Annotated in this window: 11 protein-coding genes; 6 read left to right on the top strand and 5 right to left on the bottom strand. The window is 68.5% G+C overall.

Features of this window, described 5'->3' with window-relative positions; translation table 11 throughout:
* Positions 1-45: 45 nt before the first annotated feature.
* The 5 genes from DEU35_RS12080 to DEU35_RS12060 all read left to right on the top strand — a co-directional run bounded on the left by DEU35_RS12080 (position 46) and on the right by DEU35_RS12060 (position 8,376).
* A complete protein-coding gene (locus tag DEU35_RS12080) occupies positions 46-2,235 on the top strand; it encodes an alpha-galactosidase (protein WP_218026344.1) in 2,190 nt (729 codons plus the stop codon).
* On the top strand, positions 2,232-3,176 hold the full coding sequence (locus tag DEU35_RS12075) for a carbohydrate ABC transporter permease (RefSeq protein WP_180993415.1): 945 nt from the start codon (positions 2,232-2,234) through the stop codon (positions 3,174-3,176). The genes DEU35_RS12080 and DEU35_RS12075 overlap by 4 nt, the downstream gene beginning before the upstream one ends.
* Before the next feature lie 9 nt (positions 3,177-3,185).
* The gene (locus tag DEU35_RS12070; protein ID WP_103207352.1) at positions 3,186-4,142 is read left to right on the top strand and encodes a carbohydrate ABC transporter permease; all 957 of its coding nucleotides are present in this window, start codon (positions 3,186-3,188) and stop codon (positions 4,140-4,142) included.
* An 85-nt stretch (positions 4,143-4,227) separates the two neighbouring features.
* Positions 4,228-5,589, top strand: a complete 1,362-nt coding sequence (locus DEU35_RS12065; protein WP_103207349.1) for a sugar ABC transporter substrate-binding protein — start codon at positions 4,228-4,230, stop codon at positions 5,587-5,589.
* Positions 5,590-5,724: 135 nt separating this feature from the next.
* The gene (locus DEU35_RS12060; protein ID WP_258873547.1) at positions 5,725-8,376 is read left to right on the top strand and encodes a hypothetical protein; all 2,652 of its coding nucleotides are present in this window, start codon (positions 5,725-5,727) and stop codon (positions 8,374-8,376) included.
* 129 nt (positions 8,377-8,505) lie between these two features.
* Here DEU35_RS12060 and DEU35_RS12055 read toward each other — a convergent pair whose 3' ends face one another.
* From DEU35_RS12055 to argG, 4 genes are all read right to left on the bottom strand, one after another.
* Positions 8,506-10,443 carry a YhgE/Pip domain-containing protein gene (locus tag DEU35_RS12055; RefSeq protein WP_116239641.1) on the bottom strand — a complete coding sequence of 646 codons (1,938 nt, stop codon included), beginning with the start codon at positions 10,441-10,443 and terminating at the stop codon, positions 8,506-8,508.
* Positions 10,440-11,054 carry a hypothetical protein gene (locus DEU35_RS12050; protein WP_103207344.1) on the bottom strand — a complete coding sequence of 205 codons (615 nt, stop codon included), beginning with the start codon at positions 11,052-11,054 and terminating at the stop codon, positions 10,440-10,442. The genes DEU35_RS12055 and DEU35_RS12050 overlap by 4 nt, the downstream gene beginning before the upstream one ends.
* Entirely contained in the window at positions 11,051-11,656 is a 606-nt protein-coding gene (locus DEU35_RS12045; protein WP_116239640.1) for a TetR/AcrR family transcriptional regulator, read from the bottom strand. The genes DEU35_RS12050 and DEU35_RS12045 overlap by 4 nt, the downstream gene beginning before the upstream one ends.
* A gap of 174 nt (positions 11,657-11,830) precedes the next feature.
* The gene (argG, locus tag DEU35_RS12040) at positions 11,831-13,273 is read right to left on the bottom strand and encodes an argininosuccinate synthase (RefSeq protein WP_103207337.1); all 1,443 of its coding nucleotides are present in this window, start codon (positions 13,271-13,273) and stop codon (positions 11,831-11,833) included.
* 108 nt (positions 13,274-13,381) lie between these two features.
* Here argG and DEU35_RS12035 point away from each other — a divergent pair, with 108 nt between their 5' ends.
* Positions 13,382-14,620 carry an alpha/beta hydrolase gene (locus DEU35_RS12035; RefSeq protein ID WP_147301867.1) on the top strand — a complete coding sequence of 413 codons (1,239 nt, stop codon included), beginning with the start codon at positions 13,382-13,384 and terminating at the stop codon, positions 14,618-14,620.
* A 65-nt stretch (positions 14,621-14,685) separates the two neighbouring features.
* Here the strand turns inward: DEU35_RS12035 and DEU35_RS12030 are convergent, their stop codons facing one another.
* Positions 14,686-15,438 (bottom strand): DeoR/GlpR family DNA-binding transcription regulator, encoded by a 753-nt coding sequence (locus tag DEU35_RS12030; RefSeq protein WP_246078156.1) that lies wholly within the window; start codon positions 15,436-15,438, stop codon positions 14,686-14,688.
* Positions 15,439-15,447: the final 9 nt, after the last annotated feature.

Raw genomic sequence — 15,447 nt, 5'->3', positions numbered from 1 at the left:
CGTTTGCAGAACCCGACGAGGGGTTCTCCGGAAGGCGATGACGCAGTGACCACCCAAACGATGAACGAGATCAACGGCGACCTCGAGGCCCTCTGGCCATCGGCCGTGACCCTCCGGGCGGCCGGCGTCGCCGTCGTCCTCGGCCTGCCGCAAGACGCTCTCCCTTTCGTCATCCACTGGGGTGGTGACATCGGGGCGCAGGATGCCGACTCCCTCCGCGAGCTCGCCCTGCACGCACAGCCGCCACTGGCCACCAACGGTGTCGACGTGCCGGTGATCGTCGGAGTCGTGCCCGAGAACGCCGCGGGATGGACGGGTACCCCGGGTCTTCAGGGCCACCGTTCGGGACAGGCGTGGTCGACGCGGTTCGTTCCCGTCTCGGTGGACATCTCAGACGATGCGCCGTCGGGTGGATCGGTGAGCGTGCGGGCGGTCGACGTCGACGCCCAGCTCTCCCTCGGGCTCCTGCTCGAGCTGCTGCCGAGTGGACTCCTGCGCCTCTCGGCGACGTTGCGGAACGACGGCGTCGATTCCTACACGATCGACGCGCTGGATCTGGCGCTGCCGGTACCGACCCGCGCGGATGTCGTGTTCGACATGGCCGGGCGGTGGGCCAAAGAGAGGGTTGCCCAGTCGCGTCCGTTCACGGTTGGTACGCACCTTCGCGAGGGTCGACACGGACGCACGGGCGCCGATGCGGCCACGTTCCTGGCCGCGGGGACAGCCGATCTCGATTTCGGCCAGGGCGAGGTGTGGGGGCTTCACGTCGCGTTCAGTGGCAACCACCGTGTGCTCGCGGAACGCGCCTTCTCGGGGGAGCGGCTGATTCTCGGCGGCGAACTCCTGCTGCCTGGCGAAATCCAGCTCGCTCCGGGTGAAACGTACGAGACCCCCGCCCTCTTCGCCGGATACGGTGCCGGACTGGATGCCGTCGCCGCGCGTTTCCACGCTCACCTGCGCTCGCGGCCCTCGCACCCGCGCTCCGCCCGCCCCGTGGTGATGAACGTGTGGGAGGCGGTCTACTTCGACCACGAACTGCCGCGGCTGCTCGAACTCGCCGACGCGGCCGAGCGCGTGGGAGTGGAACGCTTCGTGCTCGACGACGGATGGTTCGGCTCGCGCCGTGACGACACGTCGGGTCTGGGCGATTGGGTGATCGCAGAAGACGTCTGGGGCGGCGGACGGTTCCGCGCCCTCGTCGAGGGGGTCAAGCGACGCGGCATGCAATTCGGACTGTGGTTCGAGCCCGAGATGGTCAATGTGACCTCCGACCTCGCCACCGCCCACCCCGAGTGGCTCCTGCAGGTGCCCGGTCGTCTGCCCGTCGACTTCCGACACCAGCAGGTTCTCGATCTCTCGCACCCGGGTGCCTTCGCCCACGTCTTCGACCAGATCGTCTCGCTCGTGCGCGAGCACGGAATCGACTACATCAAGTGGGACCACAACCGCGACCTCATCGAGGCCGGGTCCACCCGGACCGGGCGAGCGGGCGTACACGAACAGACCCTCGCGACCTATCGCCTGCTCGACGCCATCCGCCGCGCCTGCCCGGGACTGGAGATCGAGTCGTGCTCCTCCGGAGGAGCACGCGTCGACCTCGGCATCCTGGAGCACACCGATCGCGTGTGGGCGTCGGACTGCATCGACGCCCGCGAACGGCAGCAGATCCAGCGCTGGACCGCGCAGCTGCTTCCGCCGGAGCTGGTCGGCAGCCACGTCGGCGCGGACAGGGCGCACACCACCCGCCGCCGCATCGACCTGGACTTCCGGGCGGCCACCGCGCTCTTCGGGCACTTCGGAATCGAGTGGGATCTCACCACGGTCTCGCCCGATGACCTGCAACGACTGACGGCGTGGGTCGCCTACTACAAGGGCGTCCGCGGCCTCATCCACTCCGGTACGACGGTGCGCCGCGAACTCGAGGGCGGCGACCTGTGGTTGCACGGCTCGGTCAGTCCCCACCGCGATCGCGCCCTCTACGCGGTCATCCTGCGGGAGCGGCACGTCACGTGGCCCGTGGGTCGAGTGCGTCTCCCGGGCTTGGATCCCGACCGCGAATACCGCGTCCGCGTGGGCGGACCGGGGCCGCTGCCGGCCTACGACCCGCGTATCCATCCGTCGTGGTACCGCAGCGGGATCAGTCTGTCCGGTGCCGTCCTCCAGGAGATCGGCGTACACGTCGCCGCCCTCGATCCCGACACCAGTGTCCTGCTCGACGTGGAGGTCGTCCGATGAGCGCCCCGACCCAGTCCCCGACGACCCGATCGCTGGACACTCGCGCGATCGTCGCTCCCCGTGCCGCGCGTCGTCGGCGCGGCGACGCGAAGATCGCCCTTCTGTTCATCGCCCCCGCCGCTCTCGGCTTCCTCGCCTTCTATCTCGTCCCCTCGCTGCGAGGCATCTGGTTCAGCTTCACCGACCAGAACCTCATCGGCGCCGGGAAGTTCGTGGGTGTCGAGAACTACACCCGCATGGTCGCGGATCCGCTCTTCTGGAACTCCCTCGGCGTCACCGTCGAATACGTCGTCATCAACATCGGCGTGCAGACGGTGCTCGCGGTGGGCATCGCCGTGCTGATGCACCGTCTCACCCGCTCGGCCGTCATCCGTGGCATCATCCTGCTGCCGTACCTTGTGGCCAACGTCGTGGTCGCGTTGGTCTGGTTCTGGATGATGGATTACTCCACGGGCATCATCAACGTCTTCCTCGACGCTCTCGGCGGCGACCGCATGGCCTTCTTCGGCAGCGAGGCCTTGGCCATCCCGACCATCGCGCTCATCAATGTGTGGCGCTACGTCGGCTACACAGCGCTCTTGGTCTTCGCCGGCCTGCAGACCATCCCGACACAACTCTATGAAGCCGCAGCTCTGGACGGTGCGTCCGAGGTGCGCATGTTCCGCTCGATCACGCTGCCGCTGCTGCGACCGGTGCTCGCCCTGGTCTTGGTGATCACCGTCGTCGGGTCGTTCCAGATCTTCGACACCGTCGCGGTCACGACCGAGGGCGGACCGATCAACTCGACCCGGGTCATTTACTACTACATCTACCAACAGGCCTTCGAGAAATTCCACCTCGGATACGCGTCGGCCATGTCGGTCTTCCTGCTGGTCGTGCTGGCCGTCGTCGCCTATTTCCAGCTCAAGATCATGCGCTCGAACTCGTCGGATCTGGCATAGGAGCCCCTCATGACCTCCGTCGCAACACCTCCCCGCGTCACCCGGTCCGAGCCCGCGCCCGTCGGCTCCCGCCGTGAAGTTCCCCGTCGCCGCCGCATCGGACTCGGGCGCCTCCTCGCCTGGGCCGCTCTCGTGGTGCTGCTGGTGGTGACGCTGTTCCCGTTCTATTGGATGCTGCGCACCGCGCTGTCGACCAACACCGCGTTGTACACGAACGCCGGCAGCCTTCTGCCGGTGGAGTTCAGCTGGGGCGGCTTCGCACGCGTCCTGGGTCTGTCGTCACCGGAGCAGGCGGCGGCAGAGGGGGGGACCACGGGGTCGATCGACTTCTGGCTGTACCTGCGCAACACCGTCATCGTCGCCACGGTGATCACGTTCGGCCAGGTGCTGTTCTCGTCGATGGCGGCCTACGCTTTCGCGCGGCTGGAGTGGAAGGGGCGCGACGCCGTCTTCTTTCTCTTCCTGACGGCGCTGATGATCCCGCCGATCTTCGTGCAACTGCCGAACTTCATCCTCATCCGCGATCTCGGCCTGCTCAACACCCTCGCCGGCATCATCCTGCCGTTCTTCTTCATGACGCCGTTCGCGATCTTCTTCATGCGCCAGTTCTTCCTCGGCATCAGTCGCGAAGTGGAGGAGTCGGCCAAGATCGACGGTGCAGGACACCTGCGCATCTTCTTCCGGATCGTGCTGCCGATGTCATCCACTCCGGTTTTCACCCTCGCCCTGCTGACCTACATCACGGCATGGGGCGAGTACTTCTGGCCTCTCCTGGTGGGGCGCGCGGACGACTCGCGCGTACTCACCGTCGCGCTCGGCATCTTCCGCTCGCAGACTCCGCAGACGGGCCCAGACTGGGCCGGCCTCATGGCCGGGACGCTGATCGCGGCCCTGCCGATCTTCCTCCTGTTCATCCTCTTCGGCCGGAAGCTCGTCGACAACCTCGGCTACTCCGGCATCAAGTGACCCCCCGCCCCTCATCTCCCGCCCGGCGACCCGAACGTCGGGCGGGGAGCCCCACCCGCACATCCCTTTCCTGAAAGGCAATCCCATGCGCACCATCTCACGCGCGCACCGCACCGTCGCGGTCGCCGCCGTCGCCGCGGCTGTTCCCGTCATCCTCGCCGGGTGCTCTTCCGCGGGCGGTACCGCGGCCACCGGCGGTGACTCGATCACCTACTGGCTGTGGGACAGCAATCAGCAGCCCGCTTACCAGCAGTGTGCGGAAGACTTTGAGAAGTCGTCGGGCATCTCCGTCAAGATCGAGCAATTCGGCTGGTCGGACTACTGGCAGGGTCTGACGACGGGCTTCGCCTCGGGCACCGCCCCGGACGTCTTCGCCGACCACCTGTCGTACTACCCCGAATTCGTCTCTCAGGGGCAGTTGCTCGACATCTCCGATCGCGTCGAGAAGGACGGTCTCGACCTCGGCATCTATCAGGAAGGCCTCGCCGACCTCTGGACCACGCCGGAGGGCGGTCGCTACGGCCTTCCGAAGGACTTCGACACCGTCGCGACGTTCTACAACGAGAAGATGGTGACGGATGCCGGTTACACGGCCGACCAGCTCTCCACACTCGCGTGGAACACCACCGACGGCGGCTCGTTCGAGAAGCTCGTCGCCCACCTCACGATCGACCAGAACGGCGTTCGAGGAGACGAGGCCGGTTTCGACAAGTCGAAGGTCGCCGTCTACGGACTCGCGCTCAGCGGTAACGGGCTGAACGCCAGCGGTCAGCAGACCTGGTCTCCCTATGCCCTCAGCAACGATTGGTACTACGGCAACAAGACGCCCTGGACGAGCTCCTGGAACTATGGCGACACGAAGTTCAGCGACACCCTCGCCTGGTACAAGGGGCTGATCGAGAAGGGCTTCATGCCCAGCGTCGACATCGCTCTGTCGGAGCAGGACCCGCTGAACGGCTACCTCGCCGGTCGCTACGCGCTCGTCACCGACGGCAGCTGGATGAACGGCTCATACCTCGGTCAGAACAAGATCGCCACGAAGGTCGCCCCCACCCCGGTCGGCCCGAGCGGTCAGCGCGCCAGCCTCTTCAACGGTCTCTCCGACGGCATCTGGGCCGGGAGCAAGAACCAGGATGCCGCGTGGCAGTGGGTGAAGTACCTCGGCTCGGCGGACTGCCAGGATGTCATCGGCAAGGCCGCCGTCGTCTTCCCCGCCGTCAAGACCTCGACCGCCAAGGCCGAGGCCGCCTTCGCGGCCAAGGGCTGGGATGTCACGGGATTCACCGAGCAGGTGACCGATGGCACCACCAAACTGCTCCCCATCGCCGACCACTGGTCGGACGTGAACGACACGATGAAGGCCGCGATCGAGTCCTACCTCAAGGGCGTGTCCGACGTGAGCGCGCTGAAGACCGCGAACGACCAGGTCAACGCCCTCTTCAAGTGACATGACTCTCGGGGTGCCCGTTCGTCGCCGGGCACCCCGAGAGCCGCGCTGCGGCACATGACCGCGCGACGCGTCCGACCTGGCATCCCCCATCCCCCTTGCAGCGCCCCCGCCCCACCGTACGAAGGAGTACACGTGATCCGCCCCCGCCAGAATCTCGATCGAGTGACCGCTTCCGCGGCGCTCGCCGCCCTGGTGATCTCCGGCCTCGCCGCCGGAGCAGCCGCACCCGCCAACGCCGCGACCGTCGATGTCATCGGCGTCGACTTCAGCCAGCCGACCGGCGCCGTCAAGGGAGGCGCGTCGGGGATGCTCTACGGCCTCTCCGATGACGGCGTGCCCACCGACCCGATCATCGCCGGCGCCAGCCCCAAGAACCTCACGCAGAAGGCACCGCACGGCGCGCAACACCCCAATGGTGATCCCCTCGAGGTCGAGGACGCGTTCTTCGAGAACGGGGGCCAGTACCTGATGACCAACATCCAGGACTATTACCCCGACTGGGCCTACAACGGCGGCAAGCGTCCGTCCGACTTCTCCACCTACCTCGACATCGTCCGCACGGTGGTCAAGAGCGTCGTCGACGAGTCCGACCACCCCGAGAAGTACGTCTTCACGCCGTTCAACGAGCCCGACGGGGGCAACTGGTACAGCGACTGGAACTCGATGAAGGACGTGTACCTCCAGGATTGGAAGGCCGTCTACCAGGCCATCAAGGAGGTCTACCCCGACGCGAAGATCGCCGGCAACGGCGATACCGGCTGGCAGCCCACGCGTACGCGCGACTTCCTCGCCTTCGCGAAGGCCAACGACGTGCTGCCCGACCTGTTCACGTGGCACGAGCTCGGTCGTGGAAGCCTGCAGTATTTCCGTCAGCACCTGGCGGAGTACCGACAGATCGAGAGCGACCTCGGTGTCTCACCGCGACCCGTCAATATCACCGAGTACGCCATGCGCCGCGACATGTCGGTTCCCGGGAACCTCGTCCAGTGGCTCGCGATGTTCGAGGACGAGAAGGTCGATGCACAGACGGCCTACTGGACCTACGCCGGAAACTTGAACGACAACATGGCCAAGACCAACGGCGCGAACGGCGCGTGGTGGCTGCTGAAATGGTACGGCGACCTCTCGGGCCAGACCGTTTCGGTCACGCCTCCCGCGTTGAACGCTCCCGACACCCTGCAGGGCATCGGCGCCGTGGACACCGCGAAGAAGCAGGCCACGGTGCTGTTCGGCGGGACGAACGACGCCACCCGCCTCGACGTGTCGGGACTTGATCCTGCCGTCTTCGGCACGACCGTCGACATCCAGGTCCGCAAGGCCGAATGGTCGGGTCAGGAGGGCGAGGCTCAGGCGCCGCCCGTGGTCGTCACGAAGAGGGTCGCGGTCGGCGGCACGATCGAGATCGATGTGCCGAGCGACAACCGGCTCGACGCTTACCAGGCTGTCATCACCCCCGCCTTGCCGGTCGCCCCGGTCTCCGACAGCACCTGGTCCGCGACGATCGAGGCCGAGAACACGGCACTGCGCGACGTCGAGGTATACGAGAAGGACCCAGCCGCGGACTGGACATTCTCCGCATCCGGCGGTTTCGATGTCGGCTCGACGAACCAGGTCACCTCCTCGCTGACGTGGACCGTCGACGTGCCCACGACCGGCACGTACCGCTTCGGTGCGATCGCCGGTGTCAACGGCAGCAAGATCGGCCCGGGCTCGCACGCTCTGTTCGTCGACGGTCAGCAGGCCGCCACGATCGACTACGAGGCGGGCTTCGACTGGGGCTACCGCGGTCGCGGCGAAACCCTCGTCTCCCTCAGCCAGGGCCGTCATGAGCTCTCTGTGCGCATGAGCGCCGACGGCACGACGTTGCTCCCCGGCTCCGACATCTCGCTCGACCGCTTCGACCTGACGCGCATCGACGGACCCGAGACCACGACCTATCCAGCCGTGCTCTCACGCACCGACGCGCCGCTGGACTACGGCAAGGGCGCGGCGATGTTGAGCGGCGACAAGAGCGCCACGTTCTTCGCCTCCGCGCGGGAGACGGGTTACTACGACGTCGCGGTGCGCTACTCCACGACCGGAGCCGCCGATCTCGGCCTGCGTCTGAACGACCGCACGATCACCGGGCTCGGCGCCGACGCGGCGGGCACCTGGACGTCGACGGCACGGGTGCACCTCGCCGAAGGCATCAGCGAGCTGCGTCTGGCGTCGTCCCAGGGGGCGGCCGTGCAGTCCGTCACAGTCACCCGGGCCACTGACGGCGACGCGGCGGGCGTGCAGGTCGAGGCGGAGGACTCCTCGCAGATCACCCTGCACGGTGCAGCCCGCCTCGAGACTCCGGGAGCGCCGACCAACGTCTCGGGCCAGCATCTGGGGTGGCTCGGCGGCGGAGCCGACAACTACGCAACCCTCACGCGTCCCCGCGGACTCGGCGCGGGGCAGTACGACCTGACGGTGCGGTATGCCAACGCCGACAAGAACACCGGACATGCGTACAACACCGACGTCATCACCCGCTTCCTCGACATCAGCGAGGACGGGGGCGCGACCACGCGCGGTGCGTTCCGCAACAACTACTCGTGGAACGGGTTCTGGACGCACACTGTTCCCATCGACCTGACCACGGCGGGCGGCGTATTGCGCCTGGGCAACACGACCGGCAACGCTCCGAACATCGATTGGCTCGTGTTGTCACCCCTGGTGACCAAGACCACCAATGCACCCGACGCGGTCCGGACGGCCGACGCCACGTCATCCCGTGGGGAGGGTGCGGGCAAGAACTGATTTCTCACGCTCACAACTGAGGACGGGTGGGGACGGCAAACCGTTCCCCACCCGTCCTCTTGTCGGGAGCACCCCGTTCCTCCTCGACAGGCCGGCTTATCGGTGCGCGCGCCGCGCCGGGTGCCCGCGTCAGCCGATCAGGCTCGGCTGCAGGTCGCGCAGGGTGCGGTGGTGCGTCATGCGGGTCACGCCGATCGCCGCGACCAGCACGCCACCGACCATCCACGCACCCAGCACCAGCAGGTCCTGACCGACCCTCGAGACGTCTCCGCCGTACATGACCTGGCGCATGGCATCCACCACGTATCCCATGGGCAGCACGTGGTGCAGCGCCGCGAGGGGGCCGGGCAGGGTCTGCCACGGGAAGGTGCCACCGGCGGTGACGAGCTGGAGCACCATCAGCACGAGACCGAGGAACTGACCCACCGACCCGAGCCACACGTTCAGCGCGAGGACGATGGCCGCGTACGTCGCCGACGCGAAGATCAGGATGCCGAGAGCGGCCCACGGATTCGCGAACGAGAACTGCAGCGCGAACGCCAGGATCGTGAAGAGCCCCACCATCTGCAGGGCCCCCAGGCCCGCGGGCGTGAGCCACCCGGCGAGCGTGACGCGGAAGGGCGAACGCAGCGCCGTCACGGCGCGCTTGGACACCGGCTTGACGATGAGGAACAGTGCGTAGATGCCGATCCATCCGGCCAGCGCGGCGAAGAACGGGGCCAGCCCCGCACCGTAGTTCTGCGCCTTCGTGACCGAGCTCGTGCCCACGGCGACGGGGTCCGAGATGGCCGACGCCTGCGCCTGGCGCGTGGAGTCGTCGGAGTCGGGGATCTGCTGGACCCCCGCGCTGAGACCGTCGCGGAGCTGGGTGGCGCCGGTCGAGAGCTGCGCGATGCCGTCATCCAGCTGGGTCGCTCCGTCGCGCAGCTGCGCGGATCCGTCGCGGAGCTGGGAGGCACCGGATGCCGCGGTGGCGGCGCCCTCGGCGAGGGCCGATGCGCCATCGGCCGCGGTGGCGGCGCCGGTGGCCAGGGCGGCGCTTCCCGAGGCGACCTGGCGGGCGCCGTCGTCGAGCTGATCGATCTGCTTCACCGTGTCCTGGACGCGCGCGTTGGCGGTGGTGAGGCGCTCGCCCACGGGGTCGAGGCGCGAGAGGATCTCGTCGATGCGGGTCTGGTCGAGTCCGGCGTCGGCCAGGGCCTTCGCGATGTCCGTTCGGGCCTGCGGCAGCTGTGACGCCGCGTCGCCCGCGACCGAGCCCACCTGACGGGCCGCGGCGTCGAGACGGTCGACTCCACCGGCGACCTGCTGGGCGCCGTCGGCCACGCGGGCCGAGCCGTCGCGGAGTTGAGCGGTTCCGTCGCGCAGTTGGTTCGCGCCGGAGGACAGCTGGGCGTTGCCGTCGGCCAGTTTCGCCGCGCCATCAGCCAGGGTGGTCGACCCGGTCGAGAGCTGCGACGACCCGTTCTTCGCGGTCGCGAGACCGTCGACGAGCTGGGTCGCCCCGTCCGTGGCATCCACGAGCTTCACGCGGATGGTGTGCAGGGCATCGAGGAGCGAGCGACCCGCCTCATCGACGACCTTCTTCGCCACCGACTCCTGGATCTTCGCCACCGCCTGCGTGCCGATCGTCGAGGCGAGGTAGTTGTTCGCGTCGTTGGTGCGCAGCTCGATGTCGGCCTGGCGAGGAGAGCTGCTCGACAGCGTCGCCACGGCTTCGGAGAAGTCGGTCGGCAGGGTGACGATGAAGTCGAAGTCGCCCGCCTGCAGACCGGCGTCGGCCTGGTCGGACGAGACCCGGTGCCACTCGAAGGTGTCGCTGTCGAGCAGCTGCTCGGCGGCTTCATCGCCGAGGTTGCGGTGCTGACCGTTCACGTCCGCGCCCTGGTCGTCGACCACGAGAGCGACCGGCACGCTCGAAAGGTTGCCGTACGGGTCCTGGTTGGCCCAGAGGTACAGACCGCCGTACAGGATCGGCACGGCGAGCAGCGCGATCAACGCGATCACCGACATGCGCGTCGAGGTGAGGCGGCGCAGCTCCGCCGTGATCATCTGCGGGATCTTCATCGGGCGGCCTCCACCGTCTCGTCGAGGGCGTCGATCATGGTCCTCGAGGCGTGGCCCGCGACCACGAGCACGGCGTACCCGCGCTCGGCGAACTCCTCGGCGATACGCCACCAGGCGAGCGGTTCGCCGCCGTGGCGGTCTGGGGCGACCAGGACGAGCCCCTCGACGTCTTTGCGCAGGGCTGCGAGTTCGAGCAGCAGGCGCACCCGGGCTGCGGGCTCGACGTTGCCGATGGCCACGTTCGCGAGCGACTCGAGCCCGATGCCCTCGAGCCAGCGCGCGGCGGAGAACGGATTCGGGGCGTGGCCGGCGAACATCAGCTCCTCGGCGACGACCCCGGTGACGGTGACGTTCGACTCGGGTTCCGAGACCACGGGGGCATCGACGAGCGCGACCCGGCGGCGGATGCCCGAGGAGTCGGAGCGACCGTCGAGGGTCACGGTGCCGCTGTCGACCTTCATGCGACCGGATGCCACGAGGCCCAGCACCGTGGGGCGTTGCTCGGTCTCGGCGACGACCAGGGTCGCGCGGCCGGTCTCATACGAGGTCGACGTCTCCGGCAGGGCACTGTGCGCACGGCCCTTCGCGACGGCGTTCAGGACGACTCTCACTGCGCCTCCAGGTCGGGGTGCTGTTCCAGCAGGGCGCGCGCCTCGGTCCACGACAGACCCGCGATGCCCAGGACCGCGCACACCGCGATCGAGCGGGCCGTCGACGAGCCGGCATCCACTCGCGCGACGACCATGCGGCCGGTCTCTTCGAGCAGGCGGGCGAGGGTCGGCGCGGGAAGGTCCGTCCGCAGCTCTCCCGCTTCTTGCCCGCGGCGCACGATCTGGTCGATGCGGCGGCGGAGCGGGGCGAGAGCGTCGGAGGTCTCGGCGAGGTGCGCGTCGTCGAGGGCGAGCGCGGCGGCGGCCTGCACGTGGGCGGCTTCGCGCCAGAGCTCGGATGCCAGTCGGGCGAGCGCGACGCGGGAGTCGGCGTCGTCGACGCGATCGGCGATGGCGTTGAAGCGGGTCGCTCCGGCGGCGATGACCTCGCGCACGATGGCGTTGCGGTCGTCGAAGTGCCCATACAGGGCGCGGCGCGAGAGGCCGGCGCGACGGGCGATCGTGTCGATCGAGGCGCGCGGGTCGTGGCCGATGGCCGCCGTGGCGGCGTCGAGGATGCCGGCGCGGTTCTCGACGGCGTCGCGGCGGGTGGGGGTGCTCACGGGTCACCAGTGTACGCCGAAATTGCACGGTCGTGTGCAACTTTCTTCTCCGCGTGAGAGGCCGCCTCGTGTCGCCTGACAGGGTTCTCGGCGACGGTTTCGGGCCCCTCACACCCGGAACGCGAAAGAGCCCGCGGTGCCTGAGGGGCGCCGCGGGCTCTTTCGGAGGGGTTCTCAGTCGGTGCCGGAGTCGAACGCGGCGGCTTCGCCAGCGGCATCCGTCGCCTCGGCCAGACGCTCGCCCGCCGCGTCGAGCGGGGCCGCCGACTCGGTGATGCCCTGCGCGCCGCCCGCCGCGACATCACCCACGAGCTCGCCCGTGGGGCCGCCGAGCAGACCCATCGCGGCGTACTGCTCGAGACGCGCGCGCGAGTCGGCGATGTCGAGGTTGCGCATCGTGAGCTGCCCGATGCGGTCGACCGGACCGAAGGCGGCATCGCCGACGCGCTCCATCGACAGCTTCTCGGGCGAGTACGACATGCCGGATGCCACGGTGTCGAGGATCGTGTAGTCCTCGCCGCGGCGCAGGCGCACGGTGACCGAACCGGTGATGGTCGAACCGACCCACTTCTGGATCGATTCGCGCAGCATGAGCGACTGCGGCTCGAGCCAGCGGCCCTCGTACATGAGGCGACCGAGGCGACGACCCTGCTCGTGGTAGGTGGCGAGGGTGTCTTCGTTCAGGATGCTGTTGACCAGACGCTCGTAGGTCAGGAACAGCAGCGCCATGCCGGGGGCTTCGTAGATGCCGCGCGACTTGGCCTCGATGATGCGGTTCTCGATCTGGTCGCTCATGCCCAGGCCGTGGCGGCCGCCGATGGTGTTCGCCTCGCGCACGAGCTCGACCGGGTCGGCGAAGCGCGTTCCGTTGATGGCGACGGGGCGACCGGCCTCGAACTCGACGGTGACGTCTTCGGTCTCGATCTCGACCGCGGGGTCCCAGAAGCGCACGCCCATGATGGGCTCGACGATCTCGAGCGAGACGTCGAGGTGCTCGAGGGTCTTGGCCTCGTGCGTGGCGCCCCAGATGTTGGCATCCGTCGAATAGGCCTTCTCGACGCTGTCGCGGTAGGGGAAGTCGTGAGCGACGAGCCACTCGCTCATCTCTTTGCGGCCACCGAGCTCGGTGACGAAGTCGGCGTCGAGCCACGGCTTGTAGATGCGCAGGGCGGGGTTGGCGAGCAGGCCGTAGCGGTAGAACCGCTCGATGTCGTTGCCCTTGTAGGTGGAGCCGTCGCCCCAGATGTCGACACCGTCTTCTTTCATCGCGCGCACGAGCAGCGTGCCCGTGACGGCGCGACCGAGCGGCGTGGTGTTGAAGTACGTGCGTCCGCCCGAGCGGATGTGGAAGGCACCGCACGCCAGGGCGACGAAGCCCTCTTCGACCAGTGCCGTCTTGCAGTCGACGAGGCGCGAGACCTCGGCACCGTACTGCGTGGCGCGGCCGGGGATCGACGCGATGTCGTCTTCGTCGTACTGACCGAGATCGCCGGTGTACGTGCAGGGGACGGCGCCCTTGTCGCGCATCCACGCGACGGCCACCGAGGTGTCGAGACCACCCGAGAAGGCGATGCCGACGCGCTCGCCGACGGGAAGGGACTGCAAGACCTTGGACATGCCCTCGATTCTAGAGCGGAGGGATGCCGTGCCCCGACGTCCGTCCGTGCGACGTGGTCGTCGGTCAGGTCATGGCGTCTCACCACGCGCCGCCGGTACGGTGTGACCGTGAAGACCCCCCGCGACCCGGGAGTGCGGTCCCGCACGGCCCGTGTCATCCTTACCTCTCTCGCCGTCCTCACGATCGGCTACACGGTTCTGGCTCAACTGCTCGCGATCGTCCCGGTGTCGTGGACCATGTGGCTCCTCCAGACGGAGGTGACGCAGTTCGTCGTTCTCGTGATCGGGCTGTTCCGCGACACGCTCGGCATCTGGAACCTCGTCGTCGCGGTCGTCGGTCTCGTCTGCGCGGTCCTCCTCTGGAGGCCGCGGCGCGGCATCCGGCACCTCCCGTTCTGGTTGACCGTCGGCGGGACCGCGGGCACGGTCGGTGTCGTCACCAGCACGGCGCTGCTGGTCGCCTCGATCGGCTCGCTCGGGGTCGGGGTGAGCCCGCTGCTTCCCGCGCTGCCGTTCACCGGTCTCGGCAGTGGCCCGAGCCGCACGGTCACGCTGGGCACGGCGGACACGACCACGCTCCAGGCCGATCTGTACCTGCCCTCGGGCACAGCCCCCCAGGCGGGGTGGCCCGTCGTGGTCTCGATCCACGGTGGCGGGTTCTCGACCGGCACCCGCGGGCCGAACGCGTACACGGGCTTTCTTCCCGAGCACGGTTACGCCGTCCTCGACGTCGACTACCGTCTCGCCTCGTCGACCTTTCACGCGTGGGACACGCAGGTCACCGACATCGGATGCTCTCTCGCCTGGATCGCCGACGACGGACGAGCAGAAAACCTCGATCCCGACCGCATCGCCACGCTGGGACTGTCGTCGGGCGGCAACCTCGCCGTCAACGCGGCGTACATGTCGGCGGACCGCACCCTCACGTCGAGTTGCTCCCCGTCGGGAACCCCGCTGCCCACCGTGCGCGCCGTGATCGCGGGGTACCCCGCGGTCGATCTGACGGGAATCGGGGATGCCACCGCGATCGCCCGCCAGGTCGAGCAGTGGTACATCGGAGGCACTCCCGCCCAGTACCCCGACCGCTACCGCTTCACCGACTCGGCGAACCACATCACGGCGGACTCCCCGCCCACCCTGATCTACCAGGGCACCCGCGACCACCTCGTGCTCGCCGATCGCACCCGCGGCTTCGTCGACCTGCTGACCGAACGCGGCATCGTGAACCGTTACGTCGAGTACCCGGGCATGGAGCACGGCGCCGGCGACACCAACGGCACACTGACCGCTGCCGCCGACGCGAGCCGGCAGCTCGCGCTCGACTGGCTGCAGCGCCACGACGGCTGACGAGGCCGCCGCGCGAGAGCATCGGCGCGCGACCGGCGGAGCACTCGAACCGTGCGGTCCGCGCCTCAGGTGCGGATGACCTCTACGCCTCCGCGCGCCGCTCGGGTCAGCGCCGTCGACTCGACGCGATCGGTGGTCACGATCGTGTCGAAGTCCCCGAGGGAGGCGATGCGGTAGGAACCGCTGCCGGGGAACTTCGACGTGTTCGCGACCAAGATGGAGCGGTCGGCGGCTTCGCGCATGCGGCCCTTGATGGTGGCCTCGTGGGTCAGATCGGTCACCACGGCGCCCTCGTTCTTCACTCCGGTGCTGCTGATGACCGCGATGTCGGCGTGCACGCGCCCCAGGGCCTGCTCGGTGAAGGGGCCGATGAGCGTTCGTGTCTTGCCGCCGACCATGCCGCCGAGGAGCACGAGGCTCGCCACGTCGTCGTCGCCCAGGGCGTCGAGCACGGCGAGGCTGTTGGTGATCACGGTCACCGGCCGACCGCGGAGGTGTCGAGCCAGACGCCGGGTGGTGATCCCGATGTCGAGCAGCACGACCTGACCGTCGACGATGAGGTCGGCGGTGGCTCGGGCGAGGGCTTCCTTCTCGCGCGTGTCGTCGTCGAGCTCCCCGTCCTGGCCCGATTCGGGCGTCCGGGCGATGGTCGCACCGCCGTGCACCCGCCGCAGATGCGCGCGCTGTTCGAGGCGCTCCAGATCTCGACGGATCGTCGTGCCGCTCACGCCGAGCAGACGCGACAGTTCGTCCACGGTGACGCTTCCGACGGCTTCGAGGCGTTCGACGATCGCCGCCTCGCGTTGATGGGTCAGCACGGCCGCTCC

It is taken from the genome of Microbacterium sp. AG157, assembly GCF_003385695.1.
GTDB classification, from domain to species: domain Bacteria; phylum Actinomycetota; class Actinomycetes; order Actinomycetales; family Microbacteriaceae; genus Microbacterium; species Microbacterium testaceum.
The sequence above is the reverse complement of the archived record's forward strand: the minus strand, read 5'-3'. Positions and strand labels throughout refer to the sequence as shown.

What these genes read in the sequence shown, in the direction of transcription:
- DEU35_RS12075 (WP_180993415.1), top strand. Translation starts at nt 2,232, where the DNA reads ATGAGCGCCCCGACCCAGTCCCCGACGACCCGATCGCTGGACACTCGC.
- DEU35_RS12070 (WP_103207352.1), top strand. Translation starts at nt 3,186, where the DNA reads ATGACCTCCGTCGCAACACCTCCCCGCGTCACCCGGTCCGAGCCCGCG.
- DEU35_RS12065 (WP_103207349.1), top strand. Translation starts at nt 4,228, where the DNA reads ATGCGCACCATCTCACGCGCGCACCGCACCGTCGCGGTCGCCGCCGTC.
- DEU35_RS12055 (WP_116239641.1), bottom strand. Translation starts at nt 10,443, where the DNA reads ATGAAGATCCCGCAGATGATCACGGCGGAGCTGCGCCGCCTCACCTCG.
- argG (WP_103207337.1), bottom strand. Translation starts at nt 13,273, where the DNA reads ATGTCCAAGGTCTTGCAGTCCCTTCCCGTCGGCGAGCGCGTCGGCATC.